This is a genomic window from Terrimonas alba, assembly GCF_042434975.1.
Classification (GTDB): Bacteria; Bacteroidota; Bacteroidia; order Chitinophagales; family Chitinophagaceae; genus Terrimonas_B; species Terrimonas_B alba.
In genome coordinates this window covers 221,611-247,719 of record NZ_JBHMQM010000002.1, presented here as the reverse complement: position 1 = coordinate 247,719, position 26,109 = coordinate 221,611, and the positions used below count along the sequence as shown (strand labels likewise).

The window sequence follows — 26,109 nt, the reverse complement described above, 5'->3', positions numbered from 1 at the left end:
AATTCATTGATTTGAAAACTAAACCGTTTGTAACTCGTAAACTATTTCTTGACTCCTAAAAAAAGAATAATGCTATCCCATCACGACAAAGCGTCAATCACCGGCAACATCAAATATATCCTGATCCCCTATTTTTCGTTTAAACTTTACATTAAGTTTAAGTCCAATCAAGAACATGGAATCTCGACTGGTGGTCGATACTTTTATGGTAACGAACATAGCTGTACCTACAAACAGTGCATGGCTGGAAAGGTCACTGAAATATTGCTGGATAAGCAAAAAGGTTATAATGATCTTATTTCTCTTTTGGAAAGAGGATCATTTAAAAACAAGTATATAATTGCTAAAATATACGGTAAAATACCTGATACTGATAATTTCGAAGTCCTACATCGAACATACTATCATGGTAAATTGACAAAAAAAGACACTAATGACCCGGTATTTACAACAGAAAATAGAATACTTAAGCTTTATAGTAAACCAGAAAATGGCCGCTTAGTTATAAGTCGTTTTCAATAAAATAAGAATGATTTGATTACCGTGGATTTTTGACTGTCTGTTTGTCTTCAAATCAACGCAGGCAAAGAACGATATAGCGTTGTTTCCTTAGGGAAGAAGTCCGCGACTCCTTCTTTCAATACCCATTTTAAATTTCTTTTAGAATCTTTTCTTAAAACGACGATACCATAATTCAAAACTTGTCCATGTCTGATATGAATAATTTTGCATTTTGCGGTTGAAAAAAATCGCTTACCGCTAATTCCCACGGCATACCATGTATGGTTCTCGTCATTTTTTCTAACATTAAATGAGCCATCTAATTCATCGCCAGAGCAAGTCAGTTTTAAATCAAGGTAATGAGTAGCTTCTTCCCCTCCAATATTTCCTTCATTGCTCCAGTTACCAGAAAAGAAACGAGATTTCTTTTCTACATATGATTTATGCCATTTTTTTATAAATAGATATGCTGCAACCAGTCCCCCAATAATACCAAATATCTTAAGTACAAGTTCAAGTATGTCCGAAGTTTCTTTTACCATAGATTTGATTTTACCAAAAATACCTCTGCAACAACCCCTGAAACAAATTTTCCAACTGTCTCGCATCCTCCCTTTGCTTTTGCCGCAACTACTCCGCCTGATGCAATTCCTTAGTTTGTTTTGCAACATCTCCTCGCCGGGCAGTTGATTGCAATGGCTCCATTTCAGTTTCTCTTCCAGCTTATCATTTTTTTAGTTCGGCAGGCGGGTTGGCAGCACCTTCTTTTCGCCTCCACGTCATGTATCGTTCATACACGGTGCTGTAGTTTCCCTTTTTTCTTGTAGCCTATAGTACCCCTGCATTCCCCAGGTCTTCCAGCCGTTTCAGAAAAATAAGATAACTCATCTGCTCAATAGCCGTAAGCGGATTAGTAATGCCTCCACTCCAAAAGCGACTCCATAGTGGATCAATCTGAGATTTAAATTTGCCATCGGTAAGCATTTAACTTGTTGGTTTTTTTGGGTAGTCGACAAAAGTAAATTCAGCTTTATTTCTCATCCGTCAACTGCTTCAAGGTATCAGGAATATCCAAACTATTTCTATATGCCATCACCGCACTATGATTAAATCTGTCAGAAAATAGTTTGATAAAAAAGCCGCTGTAATACAGACTTACAAGGGTTATCATTGATGAAACAATGACATTACCGGTATATTTTTGAATAAATTCTTTGGTAAGGTTTAAATCGCCATTATTCAAATTCATAACATACCACAATACTAATGCAAGAACAACCGGACCGATTAATACAAGCAAAAATGCTTTTGTCCGCCACCAAAAAACTTTCCTTCGAATATATTTTTCTCTTAGTGGTTTACGGATTTGATTTTGTAAATTAATGTTTTCGGCCTTCATCTTCTTTGACTGCTCAGCTAGCTCAGAGTTAATACCAATGACTTCTTGATATTTTTCCTTTTCTTCCCTTATTATTCTTTCATGATCTTCTCTTTCCTTATCAATCTTCGAAGTCTTGACTTCTAAGATTTGTGTTTTCTTCGTTACATCTTCAACCAATTTATTCAGCAGTTTGGTAATATCTTCCTCCTTTTTTTTCTGTTGATTGGCTATGCCCTGCAAAGTTTCTACAAATTTCTTATCATCCGATTCCGCCAATTTATTTAATTCTTCAAGGTTTGATATAGTACGTTCTGCAATACCTTTAGCAACTCGAACAACGTCCTCGTCAGTAATATTATCCTTTGCATATTTCTGAATGTTACCATCTAAGCTTCTTATAGTTGATGCATTAGGTAAAGAATCGTCAAGAGTTGTAGAAACCAAGCGAGATAATCCAATGGAACTAAAATCAAAAGTTGAAAGGCTTCCTTTAACCATGGGGGAAGTTAGCCACAGTAGATTCAACAAGTCCTCAGCTTTTATTGAATATGGTTGAACTGCGGTGGCATAGGTTGCCCGTCTTGAACTAGAGTTGTTTAGAAACCAACAATTGACCTTATCAAACTGGTAAATCAATTTTCCTCTTTTTTCCTTTACATAATCTATGCATGTCGCATCATGCAATGCAGCAAAAGTTGTGTTTCTTTTCTCTTTAAGCTTCTCATATTCTGTACTATTCTTAGCTCTGCTCTCAAATTTTGCCGTATTCGGTATAATAGTGATATTTAGCTTTTCAAGATCACTTTGAACATTACTGCGAATTCTATCCAAGTCAGTCTTAGTTAACCCTCTTCTTTCGCAAGCATTATAAATGTCTTCGGGGTCAACAAGCTTCGACAAAAAAGCGATATCGAAATAATCAACTCTCGTTCTAAGTAGTTGGTCTATTTCTTTAATAGTAATTGCTAAAACTGTGAACTTGTATCCCAGTTTTCCTGCAATTTCCAGAAGGCGATTGCAGTTGTCTTTAGAGCTGGGAGTATTCAAATCGAGAAGGCTTATTATAAAATTGGTGTCTAAAACAAGTTCAACATTTTTTTTAATTTCTGATGGCTGGTATTCCAAGTAAGTAGAGATAATTGATCCTACATAAACCGATTGTAGTACATTATATACCTTCTCGATTGGCTTTATAAAGTTTATGAATCGAGCTTCTATGGTATTGTCTTTGTGGTCTTGTGGATACTTTTTATTAATATATTTCCCAAGAGACGCCTTGCTTTCCTCAACAAAATCAAATATCGATCTATTTCCCGTTGCTTGACCTTCTGCCTTCAAAAACTGCTGATAAAATTCCTGTAGTTTATCTAATTGTTCACTTCTTTTTTCAATTTCTTCTTCAAACTCGTCGAAAACATACTCTTTAATAATAAAAGAACCGCCTGAAAAAAACTGCACAACAGTTTTTTCAAGAGTATTTATTTCGGATGCGATTTTGGCTAGGATTTTTTTTAACACTGGTATCGGCATATTCAATCCATATAAATCATCTATATGTTTTTTTATATCATTTATATCGTCGCCCTTAAATTGCCCAGTAGAGCACATTTTCGACAAGCCTCTTTTAACTAGAGGAGTAAAGATTGCGTCGTAACTAGCATCCTTACTACTTTGATTATTTATGTATGCCAGTAAACTATAAGCAATGATCCGTTTATCCATATTGATATTTTTAAGCAATCAATCTTTTTGTCAACTGTTGTTTCTACATGTATCCTTTAACACCATTCAAATTGCAATTTTTTAAAATCGCTCCCTCTAATAATGCTCCAGCCAAATTTGCATCGGCAAGATTTGCACTCGATAAATTTGAATTTCTTAAATCTGCACTAGTTAAATCTGCTCCGGATAAATCGGCCTCACTTAAATCAGCGTTTTTAAGATTTGCCTTTATCAAAATTGAGCGACTCAAAAATGCCAAAGAAAGTTTTGCATTTTCAAAATTCGCCTCGCGAAGATTTGCCTCTCTCAGGTCTGTCGCTTCCATATCGGCGTTGGTTAATTTTGCAAAACTGAGATTAGCTACTCTCAAATCTGCGCAAGAAATGTTTGCTCCTGTGAAATCAACACCGTTTAGATTTGCTTTTGGAAGAAATGCTTTTTGCAGATTAGCAAACCTGAACTGAAGTGAAACATTAAGAAGCTCTCTTACTTTAAGATATTTTTCCAGTTTTTCATAATCAGTTAAAGATTTCGAATCTCGAAACTGATTTGTTAACCAGGGAAAAGCGATAAATAGACATGAAAAAGCTCCTATAAAAATAACTAGTGAGAACCAGGAATTTTGTAACGTAGGTAATTTTAGAAACTCACCAAACCCTTTAAAGATGCTGAAGAGAATTGACGTCGCTCCAATCAGAAGAAATATTACATATAAAAAAAATATTGCTTTGTATAGTAAGGTTTCATTAACTATTTGAGCTTCTAAAAAATTTGAGGTTTTATTTAAGACAGATTTTCGACCTAATCTAGACTGTTCAAATCGTTTAAAAACTTTTGTCAGATATGTAAAGGATCGCAACGCTAAAACAAAAATTAGCAGTTGCAATAAAAATACCCAATCAATGTTTTGTAAAAACTCTCTCATACTTGCTTATATTTTGTTAAGCAATTAGTCTTTTTGTCAATTCCATTACCAATATCGCTTTACGTTTTTTTCTTGTTTCTAAATGTTCCCCGATTCTTCGTATCGCTTCCACCTGGTAAGAGCGGTTGACGATGCTTTCTTTGATCCTCACGGAAGAAAGCGGTTGCCGGTTTTGTTTCAGGAATAGCAGGCGTTCCAGATCTCTCCTTGTAAAAAATCCGGCCACAGGCCGGTCAGGATAATCCGGGGAATCCCAAAACCAGATATCATCACCATTGGTCAGAAATCCAAATGGACGAAAGGATTGCTTCTTCTCAATTTTTGTGATGTATTGATATAATTGCTCCTTGCCTACACGGGCATCCCGTTTTGTACGTTTAGCCTCGATCACAGCCAGTACTTCGCCGTTATCACGGAATAAACAGTAATCGGTAATACCATTTATGGGAGCAGCGTCATAGCCATCAACGGGAATTTTAAAACCAACAGACCGGCGGTCGGCAATATCCCAGCCGGCTTTCTTTACAAGTGGATCGATGACATTGTACCGGGTTTCTGATTCGTTGAATTGGTTTTGGTTGATCATGCAGGTTTAATGGCTGTAATCCAATAAAAATAATAAAAAAAAGAAGAATAGAAGCCTGCCTGAAGTATTAAGCACCTGCACAAATATTTGTTATGCTAAATCATTACGGGATTTATGACAGTTAGTTCCTTTATGAGGGTGCCCGTTAAAGAACGGCGTTCTCCCATTGCTGCATTCTAATTTTAGATCCAAAACTTCTTAATAGAGTCTTGTTCTCATTCCATCGACATTAAATTGATCAAATCGGGGGAATCAACGGAAACCGAATCGATATTTCGCAGACTTTATCCCGTTAAAAGACCGGCATTGTCCGTTGTTACAGGCGGATATCTTTCGAATAAAACAGGCTTCGAATAGATTGCTGGTTTCATCATCATTTCCAGGATACCGGATACAACAGCTGAAATCAGCAGCAATCGACAGGCCCAACCGCAGCACTGCCCGTAAAAAAACGGGGATTTATCGTTATTGCATTTTGTCCGTCCAGAACAGTAGACATTCTCAGTAACATTAGTTCTCACTCCATCGAACGGAAATTAATTACATATCGAACAATCGGGAAGTTGCCAATGCTCACTGAAGCTTAGTCATTTAAAAAACAGGAAGCTTGCGTTGTTTAATTTAATCAGTGTGCAACTGAAAAATTCCCACCAGGAATCAGTTCCCATTCTATTGAAAAAAAATTAATCGTATCGGGCAAAACCATCGGGAAGTAGCCAGATGTTGACCAGATCATTGCCCGGTAAAGAACGGGAATCCCACGTTGTCGCAATATTAATCCTGGAACGGGAACTTTCTTAAAAGTCCCCTTTTATTGATAGAAATTTTATAAGAACAACGAACTCATAAATGTCGTGGTATTAGAAGAAACGGGCATCTACCGTTGTTGCACTCCAATCTCCCTCAAATAAAAAAATCTTTGAATACATTGCCGAAAAGAAATTGATCATATTGAACGGAATTATCGGGAGGTAGCCAATATTGACCTAAGCATTGTTCGTTAAATAACGGAAATCTTCCGTTCCTGGCACTACATATACCTATCACCGGAAACTCCCCAATATCACGTTCTGACTGCATTGGCAAATCGAGAAGAATGATCCGATGCTGATCAGGTTTCCTCCCGGTTAAAAAATAAGAATGTCTTGTTCTTACATTAAATAAATCTGATACGCCAAACTTTCCAATGAGCGGCTATTCCACTCGGTCAATGGAAGGCTGATCATCTTTCCAAATGAACGGGGACGATCCGATATTGACTTAGGTTTGGCCCGTTAAAAAATGGGAATCTCCCGTTATTGCATTCAACCCTTCCAAAACGGCAAACTTCCCGATGACCACCTGTTCTCTCCCATCAATCGGAATCTGATCCCAGAATTTTTTTCAAAGTCTCCATATTACGGAAAACAACGTAAAATATCTGTATGGGAAACGGGAAGTACTAATTCAGCTAAAAATCCATAAGATCGGATACCCTTACTTCCAGTGCTTCCGCCAATTGCAGGATAGTGTTGAAGGTTATATTTATTTTTCCTTTCTCAATTTTCGAAATCTTGCTATTGTCCACGTTACAGGCATAGGACAGCTCACGCAAACTCATTTTCTTTTGTTTGCGCAAATGACTCAAATGTTCGCCGAATTTTCTCAGTGCTTTCTTATCACCTGATCTGCCCATATGAAGGCAGGAAATTCAAAGAAAAAAATTGGATAAGTGCGGTCTAAAAAGGCCGCATTTCCAAAATTTTTTTATTTTGTGATGGCTAAATCGGAGCAAATACAAATAGAACCCAACAATATAACCATGCTGGAGAATAATTATATCAAACAAATTGTTTTAATTGCCAGGCAGCGTCTTAAACAGACGCAGCGGCCGCTTTCCGATAAGGAACTTTGTAGAAATATTGTTTCTGTATTGAAGAAAAAACTGGGAAAAGAAGATAAACGACATTCTTCCAAAGTAAGATTCTCAAAAGAGATTTTTCCGCTTGTATTAAATCATCCAACCTGGCAGAACGCCATTGCTAAAACAGAACATAAAAAATTCGACCTGGTATTAAAAATACAAAATCATCAGGCAGCCGGCAACAAATTTGAACTTAATGGACATTTGACTTTGGATATGGCAATTACGGAACTCAATACTATGCTCAAAAAAGTAGATCCTCTGAAACTGGAAGAACTTGTAGGATTACTGATAGAAAGAAAATTCGGGTACAAAGCCACACTAACTCGAAAATCGAATGACGGCGGGATAGACATTATTGCCACTAAAAAAGATGAGACGTCCTATTCCGGAAAATCAAAGAAGATGTTCATTTTTGCCCAGGTAAAGCGATATGATAAAACTGTGGGTAGAGAATACGGTGATAAGTTCATCGGGGCATTACAAAAGTTCATAATTAAAAAAGACTGGTCGAAATTTGATTGCTTTTTTATCACAACCTCCACTCTACCGCCATCATTTGAAAAAAATTTCAGGGATTCAGAACCCGAAGGTGTAACCTTTTCCTGTTGGGATGGACGTAGACTATCACGATACCTTATAGAATCAGGTATAGGTGTAAACTTTCATCTTGATACAGAGTTCTGGAAAAAACATCAATAGAATTAATGTCTTTATTTAAATGCTGGAGCTATTCTTTCGAACACATCAAAAAACACTACCAAATCGAAGATAATTGCCAGGCCTTAAAACTGACTAATTGCGTTTTGCCTTCTTCGGAAAACACCTGTATGCCAGTTTGATTGGGGGAAGGATAGGTCACTGTGCTTAACACAATTTTGCCCTGGTTGGTGAACACTTCAACAGAAGATTGATCTACCAGGATATGTAATTTTATCAAGTTGCCTTCCGGTTCGACCGGGGCGAACATTTTAGTCGCAAATTTTTTGGTAAAATCCATATTCGAAATAAAATCCGTGCAGTTGGTCCTGTCAATACAAAAGATAGAAAGTTTGGGATCATAACTTAGCCTGAGCTTTCGGCCTTCTCCTATCAATAAGTCAAATCCAAAAACGAATGATTGATCCGCTTTAAATATAGCCTCGATTTCGTACATATTCCTGGCAGGCTTGAATTCGGGAATGCTCATGACGCCGCTGATCGTACGGTTGGTAAAATGCACAGGCTCACTTCGCAACCCTTTCAAGGCATCAATTGGTTGCTGAATCAGTCGTATTCCTTCCGGAAATTTTTTCAAAGCGATATACCTTGGCACTGATTGAAATCCGGTTCCCCAGGAAGTAGGTGAAGTCCTTGCGTATCGCCAATTGCCCAGCCAACTTATCATGATTACCGAATCACCCAAATCTTTATTTGAATCATAATTCCTCCATGTCTTTGTAGCATAAAAATCTTCGCCATAGTCTAACCATAACGCATGCTCTGCCTGTAAGTTTAGCAGATTATCTGCAAACATTATATGATCAACTGCAATTGAGCCATTTTTACTTTCAGCATCTTTATCTGTCAGTTCAAAATAAGCCTCCTTTTCTTTTAAATCACGAACATCCCATCCGAACCATTTAAAGACCGGAGAATTATTTCCGGTAGCAGAGCGCACCGTCTTTCCACCTACTACCAGCCGAAAAGAAAGTGAATCTGAATTTTGTCCTCCGCCAATTAAAAAATTAATAGCATTTTGTTTTATTCTGAAGGACCGGGACCTGATACTTCCAATCTTATTATCACCAGATAAACTCCCGGCATAGGACTTACCCAGGTAATCTTTGCCATCTGCCGTATTTTTTCGGATAGCAAATGCGTCTCCTTCGACCTGCCACTTTGTGAATGATTCGGACTCAAAATCGTCATAGACCATACCCTTCAATCCCTTTCCATCTTTTAAATAATTTTCCATTTGAGAATCGGGAATAAACGTTTTGCCATCAAATTCACCAATAAAATACTGAACCTTATTAGGACCTCGTCCAATAATCATAACCCATTTTTTTTCATTTCTGCTACCAATAACGGGCATCTCAAAAAGGTCCGGACATTCCCAAAATGAATTCTTCGCTCCCAGGTCGCCGAAACTGCTGCAGAATTTCCATTCTTTCAGATCAGCTGATTCATAAATTGGTATCTGGTGCTGATCCGGGAGAGCGACGACCATTTTCCACTTACCGCTGGGCTTATGCCAAAACACCTGCGGATCCCTGAAGTATTTCTTATTAATATCCAGAACAGGATTGCGGTCATAATAGTTGAATTCTTTTCCGCCATCAGTACTAACTGAAATTGCCTGCGATTCGGGTAACGAGTCGCCTTGAAAATGCCTGGTATAAACCGCGATCATGCTGTTTTCTCCAAATCCGCTGGTGTTATTCGTGTCCACAGCGACTGATCCGGTAAAATAAGAGAATGAACGAGGGGCTCCTTTCATAGGCTTCGGTAACTCCCGCCAGTGTATGAGGTCATTTGATACCGCATGTTCCCATTGACCATACCAGAAAAGATGATAAGTGCCATCAAAAATAAAGAGCCCTTTCGGATCAGCCATTGAACTGCTTTTTGACGAAAGATGAAATTGGGGCCGGTACTTTTCATCGTATTGCGCGGCGACATTCATAGTAGTGGAAAGAATCAACGAAGATAGAAGCCATCTAACAGCCATTCCCTGTTTCATATACCAAGTTTAAAATGCTTAAAAGAAAGTTGACGTGTAATTATGAGATCAATTCTTCGATCGCCCCTGCCAACATGTTCACATGATTTTTTGTACAGCTTTCGCCCATGATTCCTATACGCCATATTTTTCCCGCAAAGGCACCTAAGCCGCCTCCCACTTCAATATTGTACTTGCTGAGCAGTTCATTTCTTACCTTTAATTCGTCAACACCATCAGGAAGAAATACGGCGTTTAAATTTGGCAGCCGGTAACGTTCTTCTACCAAATAGCGAAACCCCAGATTTTCTAGCTTCAGTTTTAAGTATTGATGTACTTCCTGATGTCTTACCCAACGATTTTCCAAACCTTCTTCCAACACCAAATTCAATGCTTCATGCAATGCAAAAACAGAAGAAACCGGGGCTGTATGATGATAGGCCCGTTTGGCGCCAGCCCAATAATTTTTCACCATGCTTAAATCCAAAAACCAGCTTTGTACTTTAGTGCGGCGGTTTTCCAATACTTTTACCGCGGCCTCAGAAAAACTAACCGGTGACAAACCCGGAGGGGCACTCAGGCATTTTTGTGATCCGGTATAAATCGCATCAATTTTCCATTCATCTACTTTCAATGGTATACCGGCAAAAGAAGTAACGGCATCAACTACCAGTAAAGCTCCGGCATCATGTACCAGGTCGCTGATTTCCTTTAGCGGCTGTAAAACACCCGTAGAGGTTTCTGCATGAACCAATGCTACCAGTTTCGGTTTAGGACATTGATCCAGCACTTTTTTGATTTGCTCAGGTTCGGTTACCCTTCCCCACGCTGTATCGATTTTATACACCGTCGCTCCGCATCTTTCCGCAATATCTGTCATCCGGCCACCAAAGACTCCATTTACACAAATGATGCATTCATCTCCTGGTTCCAATAAATTCACCAGGCAGGTTTCCATACCGGCACTACCAGGTGCAGATACAACGAATGTGAGATGATTTTTTGTTATAAATATTTCCTGCACCATGCTTTTGACTTCATCCATCATTTGTATAAACTCCGGATCAAGATGTCCCATCAGAGGACTTGACATAGCTTTTAATACCCTTGGATGTGCATCTGAGGGACCGGGCCCCATCAATATCCGTTTTGTTGGATTGAAATTATAATTCATTCTTTTATTCGTATTAAGATTTATTCTGCTACTTCATCCAGCAATTTCAAAATGGACTCATAGTTCTTTCCAACTGCTTCTGACAGGGCCATTTCACAGGTGGCAGAAGAAGAATAGTACCCATCATAACTGGTTTGCTTTACTTCATCCGATTCGATCCTGGTTGCCGATGCTGTTAATTGAGGATAATAAAATCCCTTGTCGCCGGCCATCCCGCAGCACCTGGTGAAAGCGGGAATATCCGCCTGTTTTGCACAGGCTTTACCAATCACTTGAAGCTTTGGCAGTAACCCTATTTTATAAACGGAACAAACAGGATGAAAAACAATTTTATCTTTTGGTCTGGTGATTGTCAATTGCGGCAACAATTTTTCCGCGGCAAAATCAATCACATCTATAATATTCATTTTATCAAAGCGGTTCTTATTCTCATTCGTCAGATAACTCCGGCATGATCGTATGGTTTGCGTACAACTGGTGACATCCAGGATTATTGGAATTTTGCCGTTCAATGAGCTTACCCACAGTTTTTCTATAGTTCGATTAGTCATTAAACGATAAGCATCAACATATCCTTTTGACGAAAAGACCTGCCCACAGCAAGTACCTTTTATATCTGGAGGGACTATGACTTTAATATTGGCTTTTTGACAGACGGATAAAAACACATTCCCGGCTTCACCACCCATCATACGGGAAACACAACTTGAAAAATAAATAACCTGCTGACTTTCGTTTCCCGATTCCGGGTTGACGATTTTTTTTCCGGGCATCCTTAACTGATTTGACCATACCGGCACGACCGGCAATATTCTTTTTGTAGTTGCTGTAATTTTTTTCATGAAATTTTTACCAGCAACACGATTCAGCAAAAAGCCTGTCCTTAATGCCAGTCTCGCAGCCCCTTCAAAGAAATTAAAATGCTTCGCGCCCCATAATGCAAGTTTCTTTTGAAAGGAAGAATGATTTTCACGCCTCAAACGTTTTACAAGGTCACCTGTATTTATATCAACGGGACAATTGGTAGCACACATGCCATCGACGGCACAGGTCGCGATACCATCATAATCATAGTCCTTTAATAAAGCTCGCCTTGTGGTATTATCCCCTGCCAATTCCAAACGTTTTATAGCACGACGTACACCAATTCTGCGCCTGGGTGTTAGTGTCAGGTCGCGGCTGGGGCAGATATGTTCGCAAAAACCACATTCAATACATTTGTCTACTTCTTCCTCCACTACCGGCATCACTTTTAAATTATGAATATGGGTAAACTTATCCTCCGTTATGATGATACCAGGGTTAAGCAGGTTAGCAGGATCAATAATCTTCTTTAGCCGTTTCATAATATGCCAGGCGTCAGTTCCCCATTCCTTTTCAATAAATGCTGATACGGCTCTTCCGGAACTATGTTCCGCTTTCAATGCCCCATCATATTTATTTAAAATCAGGTCAAAGAGTTCATCATTAAATTTTTCATAATGATCTATATCTTCTTTTGAAAAAAAACTTTGTGATATAACAAAATGCAGGTTGCCATCTTTGGCATGACCGAAGATGATCCCGTTTTCATAATGATATTTTTCAAATAAGCGCTGTACATCTACAACGGCTTCGCCCAGTCGCTCAACAGGAAATGTAAAATCCTCCATCAATGCAGAAGTGCCTCTGACTCTCATACCGGCTACGGAAGGATACATCCCCTTCCTGATCTTCCACATCACTGCCTGCTCTTGAGTATCCTGTGTAAAGTTGGGTTCAGTTAGTAAGGGCAATGTCGCAAAAACCGGTTTGGCTTTTTCATATTTTTCTAAAAGTTTCGCCTGGGTGGTTTCCTGGAATTCACATAATATAGCGGACGCCCGGGAGGGCAATTCTTTTAATAGGGCCGGAACGCCGGGCATATCCTCTACTGAACGCAAGGACGCCCTGTCCATAAACTCCAGTGCTTCTGCTCCTGTACTTTTTAAATCATAAATAGCACTACAGGCTATTTCAGGATTTTCAAAATACAACATGGCAGTCATTTTATAAGGCAAATCAGGAACAGTATTCAATACAGCTTCTGCAATAAACGCCAGCGTTCCTTCACCCCCAATTATTACATGTGTCAGAATATCCAGCGGATGTTCATAATCGATAAAAGCATTCATACAATAACCTACTGTATTTTTCTGCTTATATTTTTTACGGATACGTTCAACAAGTGGTGGATTGTTCAAAATTTCGTTTCGTAATGCCCGAAGTTCTTCGGCTATATCGTTCGCTTCGCTTTCAAACCTTATGTAGTCCTCAGGCAACTCAGAATTAAAAACCATACCATTGGGCAACACGAAAGTCATAGACCTTAATGTGTGGTATGAGTTTTGAATTACCCCGCAACACATACCGCTTGAATTATTGGATAAAATGCCGCCCATCATCGCAGCATTGATTGAAGCGGGATCGGGTCCTATTTTCCGTCCAAAGCGTTTTAGCGCATGATTCACATTTGCTCCAATTACCGACGGTTCAACGCGTACTGTTTCACCATTATTTTCCGGCGCAACTTTTCTCCAATAATTACTCAGATCCACTAAGATGCCATCCGTAACTCCCTGTCCTGAAAGGCTTGTACCACCGGCACGAAAAGTGATATGTATGTTTTCACGATGAGAAAATTCAAATATTTTTTTTACTTCTTCAATTGAGATAGGTTGCACAACCGCTTTGGGTAAAAGATAAAAGTGGCTTGCATCGCTGGCATAGGCATAGCGATCAATTAGCCTGGCCTTGACCCGTTGCTTTGGCAAAATCGTATGCAATCGTGTTTCCAAACTGTCCATTCTGTATTATTATTGAAAGGACCTTAAAATAAGTTCATTATTTTTTACCGCCAGTAAATTGCCTAACTCAAATGCTGTTCTCTTTAAATTGGACGAGGTGCATTGAATCGCCGTTGCTATATCCAATGGCTCATGGCTTATGGGCATCAATACATCAAAATATTGATGCAACGTTTCATGGATTTCTAACGGCAATCTGCCAGCCAGGCCGATCACGGGCAATCCCATTTGTTTTGCATGCAATGCAACTCCGAATGGAGCTTTTCCCTGCAATGTTTGTTCATCAATACTCCCCTCACCGGTAATAACAAGGTCGTTGTTTTCTAATGATTTTTCAAAATCCGTAAGCCTGAGAAAATAATCAATGCCATTCACCAGTTTTGCATTCAGTATAGCATACAACCCTGCTGCCGCACCGCCTGCGGTTCCTCCATATTTAACTTCAGCCATGTCCCGGCCGGTCTGGTGAAACGCAACAATTGAAAACTTTGCAAGGCCTCCTTCGAGCTGCTGCACCGCCTGTGCCGAAGCCCCTTTTTGCGGCCCGAATATTTTCGCGGCCCCATGTGTCCCTAACAGTTTATTATCTACATCACAAAGAACAATTATCTCGCTTTCTGCTATTCTCGGATCAAGCCCTGCCAGTTCAATTGAATGCAGTTCTTTAAAACTTCCGGGTAGTTTGTCGATATCTTTTCCCCGTGCATTTAAGAACCTGGCCCCAAGAGCTTTCAAAATTCCATAGCCCCCATCCACAGTTGCTGAGCCACCCATTCCAATAATGATTTTTTTTGCTCCATTGTCAAATGCTAACCGGATCTGCTCTCCTGTGCCATAGGAAGTGGCGAAAAGCGGATTTAGTTCACCAGGCCTCAACAATTTCAACCCGGAAGCATTCGCCATTTCTATAACAGCCGTATCGCCTTTATCAATTAAACCAAAGGAAGCTTTTATTTTTCTTCCCAACGGATCATTGACTTCCGTCGAAACCAGCGTACCCGCCAATTTTGAAATGATCAGGTCCCCTGTTCCATCGCCGCCATCACCAACAGGAAAACATTCACACTCACACTTCAATTTACTTTGCTGCAAGCCTTCTTTAATAGCTAATGCGGCAGCTCCAGCGTCAATACTATTTTTAAATGCGTTTGGTGAAATAAGAATATGCATTACTATTTATTTTTTCGATTGCGCTTGTTCCCGACAGTCGCTTATAAATCTTTTATCCGCTTAAATGTTTAATATAAATTTTATAAAAACCTGATCATCCTATTTTACCGCGTTATAAACCAGCCTTCCAGATAGATGACAACTCCCATGCCTTAAAATTTAGCAATTCCGCCTGTCCCTTTTCGGAAAACAATTGAATGCCGGTTTGCGATTCCGAGGGATAAGTTAAAACGCTTAGCACAATTTTACCGTCATTTGTAAAAACCTCTACGGATGATTGATCCACTAAAATGCGCAGCTTTACCCTATTGTTTTCTTGTTCCACAGGTGCAAACATTTTGGTAGCAAATTTTTCAGTGAAATCCGGGTTGGAAATAAAATCAGTACAATTAGATCGGTCTATGCAAAGACTGGAACTTTTAGGATCGTATTTTATTACGAGTTTTCTGCCATCTCCAACTAATAAATTCACTCCAAATGCCGCCTGTAAATTTGTATTAAATATTGCTTCAATTTCATAGGTATTTTTTAACGGTTTAAATTCCAACAGGTCAACATTACCTTTTATTAGCCGGTTGCTAAACTCGACTGAATTTCCACGCAGTTTTTTCAATGCATCAACAGGAGCCTGAATCAAACGAACACCTTCGGGAAAAGTTTTTAAAGCAATCTCTCTTGGTACTGATTCAAAGCCTTTACCCCATTGGGAAGGAACATTTCGGGCATACTGCCAATTCCCCAGCCATCCCAAAAAAACAGGGGCTATACCTTTATTATCGATATCCCGCCATGACCTCGTCGCATAAAAATCCGTCCCGTAGTCCAACCATAGCGCATGTTGTAATTTTTGTTGCTGAGCGATATTGGAAAAAACGATATGATCAATATCGATATGCCCCCAATCCTCTCCACCATAATTATCTACTATTTGAATGGTGGCTTTTTGTCCAATAAATTCACTTACATCCCAGCCTTCCCATTTCATAATTGAGCTGTTGCCGCCTGTAGCCGTTCTTACTATACTATTACTTACAACGAGATTTATACAAGTTCGACCGGGGTGATCTCCTCCGGCTACCAGGAAATTAATAGCATTCTTATTTATTATAAATGGCGCAGAAGTCAGTGTTCCCCTTGCCCGATCAGATTCCCGTGATGAGCTTGCGTTACCTTCACCTAACCTGACTATTGTATCGGAACGATTTGGCCCTGTGCCAAAAGCCGTGCCCGCTATTTTCCAACCGGTATACTGAGCATCATTGAAATCTTCAAATACCGTTCCCTGCATTCCTTTGCCTTCGTTCAGGTATGAAATGGTCGCTTCATCCGGTATAAATTTTTTACCATTAAAGCTGCCCATAAAATATTGAACCCTGTTAGGCCCCTGCCCAATCATAAGCACCCATTTTTTTTGACCGGCCTTTCCGTCTACGTCGAGTTCGAAAAGATCAGGGCATTCCCAAAAAGCACTGCGTGCACCTAAATCGCCAAACTCGCTTAAGTAAATCCAATCTTTTAAATTACCCGAAGAATAGAAATGTATTCTATGCTGATCAGGAACAGTAACGACCATAATCCACTTATTGGTTGGAGCATACCAAAAAATCTGCGGATCCCTGAAAAAAATCTTCTTTACATCTAATACCGGATTGCTTTTATAAAAATGAAAATTGACCTGGTCATTACTTACTGATAAACCCTGTGTTTCAGGAAGACTGTCTCCTCTTTTATGCATCGTGTAAACAGCAATCATGCTGTTGGTCCCAAAGCCCGAAGTATTTTCTTTATCTACAACTACTGAGCCTGAGAAATAAGAAAATGAACCATCTCCCCCTTGCATGGGATAGGGTAATTCTTTCCAATGAACCAAATCTTCCGACACTGCGTGTCCCCACCAAAAAAGGTGGTATTTTCCTTCAGAATAAACCAAACCATCTGGGTCTCCTATCCATCCGGATCTGGGACTAAAATGAAATTGCGGCCGGTATTTTTCATCGTACTGGGCAAAGGGCTTCCGGGGAAATAAAAATAACAGGGACATCATCACCCATAAACCAAAATAGCTCTTCAGTTGCATTCTTTTTACATTGAAGTAATCTTAAAAAATTTATACGATCTGTCTGGAGGTAAAGCCGTCTGGATTATCTAAAGCTTTTCAATGAAATACCGGCGTAATAATTAATACCCGGGGCGGCATTATAGTATCGCCCGCCGGCGGCGTTAATATCATAACCCATACTATATTGTACATCAAAAAGATTATTCACTCCTGTAAACACCTCCAGGGTGATCTTTTTGCGTACCGTCGCTCTCCAGCCAGTTCGTGCTTCCAGCAAATTATAAGGGAAAGAATATGAAATATTGCCATCATTCACCGCTACCGGATCGCTATAGTAATAGGTAATATTGGTATAAAAACCAGGCCTGGTTACTACATCTAATCCTGCTGCCAACGTGTGGGGAGCGACACCCGGAAGTTGTTTTCCTGCGTAATCATTATTCACTTGCTTAAAATTACGGTACTTAAAATCATTCCACGTATGGCTAATTCTTGTACTTACATGATTGATAAAACCGTTGCGATGCTGAAGCAACTGGTACGATGCCTGGGTTTCAATACCCCGCTGACGGGTAGATCCTGCATTGATAAAATAATCTCCTCCGGAATTGTCACGTCTTTGCACAATTGTATTCTTCAACTGAAAATAAAAAGCATTTATTTCTACATATAATCTCTGGTTTAGCCAATTGCTTTTGAAGCCAGCTTCATAATTTATACCATGTTCCGCCTCAAGATCAGTGCTGATTACGCTCGTAGACGGGAGTACTTCCTGCGCTGTAGGCGGGGAAAATCCTTTCGATATGCTCGCATAGATCATCAAACCTGGAATTATCTTTTTGGCCACTGCCACTCTCGGTGCCCACTCACTACTATAAATTCTTTTCTTTGGAGACGAAGAAGGGATAGAAAGCCGGGTGATTTCAATGGAAGACCTGTTGATACTTAAACCTGCCATCACAATCCAACCATGTGATAAGCGGAGATCACCCTGTGCAAATACAGAATAGATCCAATTATTAATATCATCATCGGTTAGTAAAGTATCGGTGTTACCCCTTTTATTTTTAAATGTTTTGGTATTGAAGAAACCCCGTTGCGCTTCACCGCCAAAAAGAACCTGCAGGGATGAATTCATTAGCTGACGATCCCATTTAAAAACCGTTCTTCCGCCAAAATGCGGTTCCATTCTCTTTTCATAATTACGGAAAGTAGGATTCTTTATTTGTGAGAAAGCTCCATAAAGAACAAAAGTATTTTGAAAATGATCATTGAATTGATACGCATTGGTGATACTCGCCAGAAAAGTTTTTTGATAAATGGCAGCCTTTGCTGTTTCAGCGTCGGGAAATGGTCCTGCGGCAGGTCGCGCCGCTTTTGGATCGGAATTGTATTCTTCCAATTTTAGTGCACCGGGTGTTTGGTAATATAGATCGCCGTATAAAACAGAAGCACGCAGTTTTTGTTTACTTCCAATACTGGCCTCCGTCTGCCAGGTAGCGATATCACGCCGCATGCTTGTATGATAGCGGTAACCGTCACTATATTGATGCGTGTAATTAAAACTATTTCTCCTGTCATCACTGCCCAATCTTGCCTGTACGTTCATACTATTGAGATTAAAACTGCCATATCCGTAATTAAGCATTACTCCGGGATCCCAGCTTTCTGGTTCACTTTGTATAAGTATGGTTCCGCCCGTTCCTGCCCCATACAAACTGCTGCCCGGACCTTTGATAACTTCGATACTGTGTAAATTATAATAGCCAAACTGGTTCAGGTAAGTGTTGCCACCCGGATCAGTAAAAGGAATTCCATCCCAGTAGATTTTTATATTGCGGACACCAAAAGGTGAACGTAAAGTACTGCCGCGGATATTCATCCGATAACTTCCCGGAGAACGTTCTTCCATCCTCACTCCGGGTGTTGCGTTAAGGGCAGGCAAAATACTGGTGTTGCTGAAGCGATCAAATTGTGATTTATCGATATAATTGATGGCTGCAGGCACCTGTATTAATTTTTCTTTCTGCTCATACGCCTTCACCACAACTTCAGCAAGATTTTGGGAAAGGATGGTGTCTTCGCCAGGAAATTCTTTTTCTTTCTGAGCCAAAGAAGCCAAAGACACTGTTAATGAAAATATGAATATCGCTATCCGGTTCATCAAATACTATTTTAGATTATTAGATTAATTGCAGAATCCTATATTTTTTGTTTCCAATTGTTGCTGATAAATCTTTTACCGCCACCTCTATCTATCATTCACCTATCAATCACTTTTGTTCTATATGCCCTTTTTCCTTCCGTATCCTTACTTCCTTTCAACCCCGGCCCTCCTGCAGCAACATAACCATAGCTTGCGCCCAATTTATCATGCGTGACCCAAAAAGAATAGAGACTCCCTTTTTTAAGATAAAATTTAAACCTTACTTTTTTTCCTTTCAATGATGCTAGATCGCTTCTTTTATTCCAGCTTACCTGCTGAATAGTACTATTGGAATTAATCGTTTCACACTCACTTCTTGTATAAGGCAAAATGACCTTATAATTTTCATCCAATACTTCTACCAGCAGACTCCCTTCTTTATTGTCAACATTGACGAACATATACTTGCCGTTAAAAATTACAGGTCGGGTAATAATGTATCCTTCCTCTTCACCGGCATTTAAAGAAACAAAACCATCTCTTCGCAAAACCGCCAGCCCCATACTGCCTCCTGCATATATATCAGCTTTTAAATTGGGCGACCATCCCGACCAGGCGCTGTAATAAAAATAAAGGCTGTCCCGAACAACAAGACAACCACCGCCCACTGCATGAATATAACCCCTGTCCCAGTCACCTGTTTTATTGGTAGATCCAATGAAAGGCTTTCTATCCGGGCGTTCAAAATGAAATCCATCGCGACTATATCCAAGATTCATGTCCGTTATTTTAGGGAACCCGCCAAACTTGGCAATCTTGTTATTAGGGCCGCGATGAATAGTGAATAATCCCAATAGGATACTTTCATAAGCCACTGCATCCGCATCATAAAACTGAGTGGAATCATTAATCATGCTATTAGGTTCATCAAGCCAATCGGCTTTGAGCCAGTATACAGGCGATTTCGGGGAAGTGGTATCGCTTTCCCATTGCGAAGCGTCAAGAAAATTATCTGCCTCATAGTAACTGCGTACCCGTTGATGTTGCCAGTACGACCTGATACTGAACACCCATTTTTTTCGAAAGGGGTTGTAAAAAAAACTACTGTTATCACCAAGGGCGGAAGTCGTACGTAAAAAATTCCAGTGTATTCCATCCCATGATTCATATAATTCTCCTCCCTCCCCTCCACGGTACCTGTTATACAAAAACATTTTATAACGGCTTCGGCTATCCACTGCTTCCTCATCCATCCAAATAGTGGCGCCGTCCCTTCGATAGCCATCACGGATTTTTAAGACCAGGTTTGTTCCCGGAACGATATCCAATTCAGGACGTATCCAACGAACTCCGTCAATACTGGTTGCATAAGCTGTTCCACTAAACCAACCGGCATGATACCACATTTTATAAAGTTTGTCCTTATGGTCATACCATATTCCGTCATTAAATGGCGCCGCAACAGGAATATTTCCTCCATTCAATTCAATCTCCGTTTCAGGTTTGAATAATGGATTCGCATTTATTTTTTCAGCGCTGTGGTAAATCTTTTTCAACGTCATTTGCTCAATGAGAAAATCGTCTACAAATAACTGCCTGCCTACATCAATTAAAACAGCATCCGGCTTATTCAGCAAATAGGGCACTTCAATTGGTTTTCTAGACCTGTCAATATTCCGTGGTGGCCAGGTATCCGGCAATTGTAATCCGTTATACAAAACCTCACCCCGTTTATGTGTATTCAGTGCTTCCTTTGATCCGCTAAATAAATAATCTTCCTGGCAATAGGTATTATTGTGCCATACTATAACGATCAATAAACAAAAAACAGGCGCCGCTCCTTTCATGAGTGGTACCAATTAGTGTCACTACATAGAAAATAATTGTCATGACCAGGCACAACAATATCCGCAACAGAAGCAATCTTTTTGTATGTACGCAATGATTCTTCTATATCCAGTGCTTTGAAATACATGCGACCCTCATCCCAAAAATCTTTTGTCGCCACTGAGTCTCCTGCAACGAATACGGATAAGCCCTTGTAATCAAAACGAAGACCACTGGTGCCAGGTGTATGACCCGGAGCAGCAACAACATCAATCACATCAAATATGTGGCTACCAGCAGGCTCCACTTTTTTTCCATAACTTTCTTTCTCATTAATAGCTGCTGCGGCCAATGGACTGGCTAACCATTTTGCGTTGGGAAAATTAGGCATGCCCACATGATGATCACCATGTTCATGTGTAACAAAAACCACATCAATATTATTAGGAGTAAGTCCCGTACGCCTTTTTAATTCATCTGCCATTGCTTTGCCATCTTTAAGGGAAGGATCCACAATGACATGAAAATTCTTTCCCGTAATTACCGTGGTCGTACAAATAACGGAATGAAGAGATTTCTCTTCGCTTTCACCCCAATACCTGTTGCGGGAAAGATTGCCAATCGTAATAATGTCCCAATGCGTAATGGCAGAGTCCTTTTTCCCCTTTAATAAAATGGAATTTCCTGTTGCAGGCTGTTTATGACCTGACATTGCCTTATGGCTTGCACAACCGGCGCTGAGCAGTACAGACAGACCTACCGAAGTGCTGATAAATTTTCTTCGCTCCATACTTATAATTTTTTAGAACTATATACCTCACAATTGCAAAAATCTTTTTACGGCATCAAGATCTTTTTTCATGGCTTCCAAAACATTTTTTCCGGGGATGGTCAATGAAGTAGCTCCGTTTTCAGCGCCTCCCAGTTCATAATCGCACATGATGCAAATGGGCCCCTTGATCCCATACTGTTTTACCAAACCAAAATATTTTTTAAGATCTACCATTCCCTCTCCGATTGGAACCGGTTTTATTTCCCATAAGTCTTTATTTTTTTCCCATCTGAAATCCCTGATGACCATCGTTTGAACATATGGATGAATAAGCTTAAAGCATACGGGCCATGAATAAGCTCCGGCAATAGTTGAATGCTTTATATCGTATTGGCTGCCGATGTAATGGGGATCAAGATCTTTTATTGTCAACCATAGATCCCAGATAGAAGATCCAAATCCTTCACCCGAATGATTCAGGTAACTGCTGTAAAGCCCATACTCTTTGTTGAGCGCCGCTAGACCTGAAAATTTTTTCTTTATTGCTTCAAGGGTTGCAGGAATATCAATGTCTTTTTGATAATTAAGCCCTGAAGTTCTGTAATAATGTATTTTTTGTGCTACGGCTGTTTTTAATATTCTTTTGGTTAAAGGTTCATCGGCATCCCGTATGTCTGTACTGATCATCAATACTTTTATGCCCGCTTTTTCAGCGGCTTCAACCGCCCTGGGTAAATCGGTCTCTACTTTTTCAGGCAATACATGTCCATTGGCACGAACAGTTAAATCAATTCCATCATACCCCATGTCTGCTACGGCTTTTGCCAGGTCGTGGTAGTTCAGCCACTGAAGTTGTTTTGAAAAAATACAAACCTTCGCTTTTTCACCTGTTGGTATTCTTTTCAAATCAAGGGGACTTGTATTTGCCAGACTATTATGTGTATCAGCCAATGCCAATGTTGGCAATGCCAGGCCGGCGGTAGTTAATAATGATGAAGAGATAAAATCCTTTCGTTTCATGTGTTACTTTTAAAAAAATATTATCGGATGATTCATTAATGATCTCTTATTTTTTATCGGGCAAACTGAACGCTACAAAACTGTCACCCGATTTTGTTTTTAATTTTCCGCCGCCGCATGCAATTACCACAAACTGCTTTCCACCTATTTCATAGATAGACGGTGTAGCAAAGCCTGCGGCAGGCAAATCAGTTTCCCACAATAGCTCTCCCGTTCTTTTATTAAATGCCCGGAATTTTTCGTCTTTTGTTGCAGCAATAAATAATACCCCTCCGGCAGTAACAACCGGTCCGCCAAAGTTTTCCGTTCCACTGTGTATCCCTTTTGCTTTTAATTCAGGATAATCGCCAAGCGGTTGTTTCCAGACAAATTCACCTGTGTTAAGATTGATCGCAGTCAGCGTTCCCCAGGGAGGCGACACAGCCGGGTATCCTTCTTTTGTTTCGAATTTAGAAGGCCGCCCTGAAGTGGAAGAAAAAGGAATTTGATGATACTCATCCTTCGCCTTTTCAGCAGCGACGAACTTATTATCCTGTATTGATTTTTGATCAAGAATAAAAGATGCAATGGCCGTTTTTTCACTTTGACCGAGATGATTAAAACCGGGCATCCTGTTTTTTCCCGTAGATAATAAACTTAAGAATGCTGCCAGATCATATTTCTTTCCTGCATCAATCAACGAAGGGAAATCACCATTTCCTTTTCTATCGGGTCCATGACAAGCTGCACAATTATTCGCAAACAAAATTTTACCCGCTTCCAGGTTGGTTTGATTGGATGTAACTTTTTCTTCTTTTGCATCACCGATTGTAAGCAGCCTTGGAATTTCATTCGCATTGATGTACATGATACCTGTAGCAGGATCAAATGCAGGGCCACCCCATTCCGCGCCTCCTGTCATCCCGGGAAAAATCAGCGTAGGAGTTTTGGAAGGAGGATTAAACAAATGACCTGTTTTATACGTTGCCAGTTTCGCCTTGATGTCCTGGTAAGAGGAATCCGGAATATTGGTATTAAGATCCGCTTCTGTTAATGTCTGGCGAACAAAAGGTTTAAAAAAAGTTGGGTAAGGTTGAGTTGGTGAAAGTCTGTCACCTGTAAGATCAGTTGTTGTTGGCACCGGCCTTTCTTCAACCGGGTAAAGTGGTTTGCCTGTTTCCCTGTCTAACAAAAAAATGAATCCTGTTTTTGTTACCTGCAAAACAGCATCTGTTTTTTTCCCATCTTTCATCACCGTAACTAAAACAGGTGCAGCGGGCAGATCCCTGTCCCAAACATCATGGTGAATAGTTTGATAGCTCCATTTTAATTTCCCGGTAGCGGCATCCAAAGCAACAACTGAATTTGAATACAATCCATTTCCAAGCCGCTTACCTCCATACCAATCATCGGCTGCTGAACCGGTGGGCGCAAATACAATACCTCTTCTTTCATCCAAGCTAAAACCCGCCCATACATTAGCCCCGCCAATATGTTTATACGCTTCTTTATCATCCCAGGTTTCATACCCCGCTTCACCCGGATAGGGTATAGTATGAAATATCCATCGCATTTTTCCCGTATGCACATCGTATGCTCTTATATGCCCCGGTGCTGCATTAGCATCTTCAGATGTGGCGATTCCAATTATAATTACATCTTTATAAATTATTCCTGGTGATGTGGATGTCACGTAAGACTGGGAAACATCCCGGCCCAGATCATCATGCAAATCAATGCTACCCTTATTGCCAAAAGATGGAGAAGGCTTTCCGGAAAAAATATCGATACAGTATAAAGATGAGCCAACCGTATAAAAAATGAACTTGTCTTTTTCTTTGCCATCAAAATAAGCGACACCCCGGCAAATATTCACGCCACGCTTTTTTTTGCCGGATGTACTGGTATCCTTGTCGACAAAAGGATCAAAGATCCATTTTTCCTTACCGGTTTTCGGATCAACCGCAAACAGCTTTAAATGAGGTGACACGCCGTACAACACTCCGTCCACCACAATAGGATTAACCTGGAGCTGGCTCGACGCTTCGGCATCATTGGTGCGATAGGTCCAGGCTACCTGCAGATCTTTTACATTGTTGGTATCAATTTCAGTTAAAGAAGAGTATAGTATTTTATCATTCGTACCGTTATAAGTTTTCCAGTTGTTATAAACTTCATGCGCTTCCGAAGAAGTGCATGATTCTCCGAAAATCACTACTACTAAAAGGACAAAACAAGCCAAACTATAATAATATTTTACCTGCATCATATTTTTCCTGTTTCAAAACCTTACTAATTTTTATTTTAACTGCATGTTTATAATTTCTTTATCGTCAGCAACATCATTGATGTTACCGGTTATCGTTTCTCTGCTACTTGTTCACCACATTAACCGGTCTCCCATCAATAAAAGATGACAGGTTGGCAACTGCTATTTCCATAAGCCTCTCCCTTGCTTCCCTGGTTGCCCATGCGATGTGAGGTGTAATGATGCAATTTTTTGCTTTGAATAATGGGTTATCAACCGGGGGCGGTTCAACCGAAAGCACATCCAAAGCAGCTCCGGCAATAACATGGTTATTTAATGCATCGGCCAAATCCTCATCTACTATTATTGGTCCCCGTGATGTATTTAAAAGGAAAGCTGAGCTTTTCATTTTCCTTAAACTATCCTTATTGATCAATCCCTCTGTTTCAGGAAAGAGAGGGCAGTGGATACTTACTACGTCACTTTGTTCCAGGAGTTCTGGCACTTCCGCCCATTTAAATTTGTTGCGATGCGATTGATCCGTTTTTGTTCTGCTTGATCCGATGACGCTCATTCCAAACGCTGTCGCAATATCCGCCACCCGCTGGCCAATTCGTCCAAAGCCTATAATCCCCATTGTCTTGCCTGAAAGCTCAACCAAAGGAGAATCCCAGAAACACCAATCAAGCGCATGCGACCACTCACCATCCATTACAGCATCACTATGGCGCTGCACATGATGACAGAGTTCAAGCAATAAAGCAAATGTGAACTGAACCACAGAAGCGGTTCCATAACCAGGAATGTTTGTTACCGCAATTCCATTTTTTTGGGCGACATCGACATCTACAACATTGTAACCGGTAGCAAGAACCCCGATATATTTTAAAGAAGGTAATTGACTTAACACTTCTGCCTTAACCGGGGTTTTATTGGTGAAAACAATTTCCGCCTCTTTGCATCGTTCCAAGATTTTTTCTTCAGGAGTTCTGTCATATATTTCAACATTGCCCAGCTGATTCAACCCTTCCCACGATAGGTCTCCGGGATTCAACGTATAGCCATCCAATACAACGATTTTCATCTGTAATTTTTTTTTATTTGATTTTAGCCAGATGGAACTTACCATGATAAAATTTTCATTGACTGTGTGAGAAAAATGAAAAT

At 40.1% G+C, this 26,109-nt stretch carries 19 protein-coding genes; 2 read left to right on the top strand and 17 right to left on the bottom strand.

Features of this window, described 5'->3' with window-relative positions; genetic code table 11:
- Positions 1–240: 240 nt before the first annotated feature.
- Positions 241–522: a hypothetical protein gene (locus ACFEL9_RS05695; RefSeq protein WP_385886966.1), complete on the top strand. Its 282-nt coding sequence runs from the start codon at positions 241–243 to the stop codon at positions 520–522.
- Positions 523–569: 47 nt separating this feature from the next.
- On the opposite strand, the gene ACFEL9_RS05690 is transcribed toward ACFEL9_RS05695, so the two are convergent.
- From ACFEL9_RS05690 to ACFEL9_RS05665, 6 genes are all read right to left on the bottom strand, one after another.
- Positions 570–1,043, bottom strand: a complete 474-nt coding sequence (locus ACFEL9_RS05690; RefSeq protein WP_385886964.1) for a hypothetical protein — start codon at positions 1,041–1,043, stop codon at positions 570–572.
- Between the two features lie 286 nt (positions 1,044–1,329).
- Positions 1,330–1,485 (bottom strand): type I restriction-modification system subunit M N-terminal domain-containing protein, encoded by a 156-nt coding sequence (locus ACFEL9_RS05685; RefSeq protein WP_385886961.1) that lies wholly within the window; start codon positions 1,483–1,485, stop codon positions 1,330–1,332.
- 46 nt (positions 1,486–1,531) lie between these two features.
- The gene (locus ACFEL9_RS05680; protein ID WP_385886958.1) at positions 1,532–3,604 is read right to left on the bottom strand and encodes a hypothetical protein; all 2,073 of its coding nucleotides are present in this window, start codon (positions 3,602–3,604) and stop codon (positions 1,532–1,534) included.
- A gap of 43 nt (positions 3,605–3,647) precedes the next feature.
- Complete coding sequence (locus ACFEL9_RS05675) at positions 3,648–4,529, bottom strand: pentapeptide repeat-containing protein (RefSeq protein ID WP_385886956.1); 882 nt, start codon at positions 4,527–4,529, stop codon at positions 3,648–3,650.
- 16 nt (positions 4,530–4,545) lie between these two features.
- Positions 4,546–5,115, bottom strand: a complete 570-nt coding sequence (locus tag ACFEL9_RS05670; protein WP_385886954.1) for a type I restriction endonuclease — start codon at positions 5,113–5,115, stop codon at positions 4,546–4,548.
- Positions 5,116–6,565: 1,450 nt separating this feature from the next.
- A complete protein-coding gene (locus ACFEL9_RS05665; RefSeq protein ID WP_385886951.1) occupies positions 6,566–6,790 on the bottom strand; it encodes a helix-turn-helix domain-containing protein in 225 nt (74 codons plus the stop codon).
- Positions 6,791–6,826: 36 nt separating this feature from the next.
- Here ACFEL9_RS05665 and ACFEL9_RS05660 point away from each other — a divergent pair, with 36 nt between their 5' ends.
- Positions 6,827–7,720 carry a restriction endonuclease gene (locus ACFEL9_RS05660; protein WP_385886949.1) on the top strand — a complete coding sequence of 298 codons (894 nt, stop codon included), beginning with the start codon at positions 6,827–6,829 and terminating at the stop codon, positions 7,718–7,720.
- 55 nt (positions 7,721–7,775) lie between these two features.
- Here ACFEL9_RS05660 and ACFEL9_RS05655 read toward each other — a convergent pair whose 3' ends face one another.
- The 11 genes from ACFEL9_RS05655 to ACFEL9_RS05605 form a co-directional block, all read right to left on the bottom strand.
- Positions 7,776–9,743 (bottom strand): glycoside hydrolase family 32 protein, encoded by a 1,968-nt coding sequence (locus tag ACFEL9_RS05655; RefSeq protein WP_385886946.1) that lies wholly within the window; start codon positions 9,741–9,743, stop codon positions 7,776–7,778.
- Positions 9,744–9,783: 40 nt separating this feature from the next.
- A complete protein-coding gene (locus tag ACFEL9_RS05650) occupies positions 9,784–10,896 on the bottom strand; it encodes a pyridoxal-phosphate-dependent aminotransferase family protein (protein WP_385886943.1) in 1,113 nt (370 codons plus the stop codon).
- Between the two features lie 20 nt (positions 10,897–10,916).
- Positions 10,917–13,721: an FAD-binding and (Fe-S)-binding domain-containing protein gene (locus ACFEL9_RS05645; RefSeq protein ID WP_385886941.1), complete on the bottom strand. Its 2,805-nt coding sequence runs from the start codon at positions 13,719–13,721 to the stop codon at positions 10,917–10,919.
- Between the two features lie 9 nt (positions 13,722–13,730).
- Complete coding sequence (locus tag ACFEL9_RS05640) at positions 13,731–14,891, bottom strand: glycerate kinase (RefSeq protein WP_385886938.1); 1,161 nt, start codon at positions 14,889–14,891, stop codon at positions 13,731–13,733.
- A 112-nt stretch (positions 14,892–15,003) separates the two neighbouring features.
- Entirely contained in the window at positions 15,004–16,968 is a 1,965-nt protein-coding gene (locus tag ACFEL9_RS05635; protein WP_385886935.1) for a glycoside hydrolase family 32 protein, read from the bottom strand.
- 64 nt (positions 16,969–17,032) lie between these two features.
- Positions 17,033–19,114, bottom strand: a complete 2,082-nt coding sequence (locus ACFEL9_RS05630; RefSeq protein WP_385886932.1) for a TonB-dependent receptor — start codon at positions 19,112–19,114, stop codon at positions 17,033–17,035.
- Between the two features lie 98 nt (positions 19,115–19,212).
- The gene (locus tag ACFEL9_RS05625) at positions 19,213–20,943 is read right to left on the bottom strand and encodes a hypothetical protein (protein ID WP_385886930.1); all 1,731 of its coding nucleotides are present in this window, start codon (positions 20,941–20,943) and stop codon (positions 19,213–19,215) included.
- Entirely contained in the window at positions 20,940–21,713 is a 774-nt protein-coding gene (locus ACFEL9_RS05620) for an MBL fold metallo-hydrolase (RefSeq protein WP_385886928.1), read from the bottom strand. The genes ACFEL9_RS05625 and ACFEL9_RS05620 overlap by 4 nt, the downstream gene beginning before the upstream one ends.
- 27 nt (positions 21,714–21,740) lie before the next feature.
- Positions 21,741–22,715 carry a sugar phosphate isomerase/epimerase family protein gene (locus tag ACFEL9_RS05615; protein ID WP_385886925.1) on the bottom strand — a complete coding sequence of 325 codons (975 nt, stop codon included), beginning with the start codon at positions 22,713–22,715 and terminating at the stop codon, positions 21,741–21,743.
- Between the two features lie 46 nt (positions 22,716–22,761).
- Positions 22,762–24,963, bottom strand: a complete 2,202-nt coding sequence (locus ACFEL9_RS05610) for an outer membrane protein assembly factor BamB family protein (protein ID WP_385886922.1) — start codon at positions 24,961–24,963, stop codon at positions 22,762–22,764.
- A gap of 103 nt (positions 24,964–25,066) precedes the next feature.
- A complete protein-coding gene (locus tag ACFEL9_RS05605; protein ID WP_385886920.1) occupies positions 25,067–26,026 on the bottom strand; it encodes a D-2-hydroxyacid dehydrogenase in 960 nt (319 codons plus the stop codon).
- Positions 26,027–26,109 lie beyond the last annotated feature (83 nt).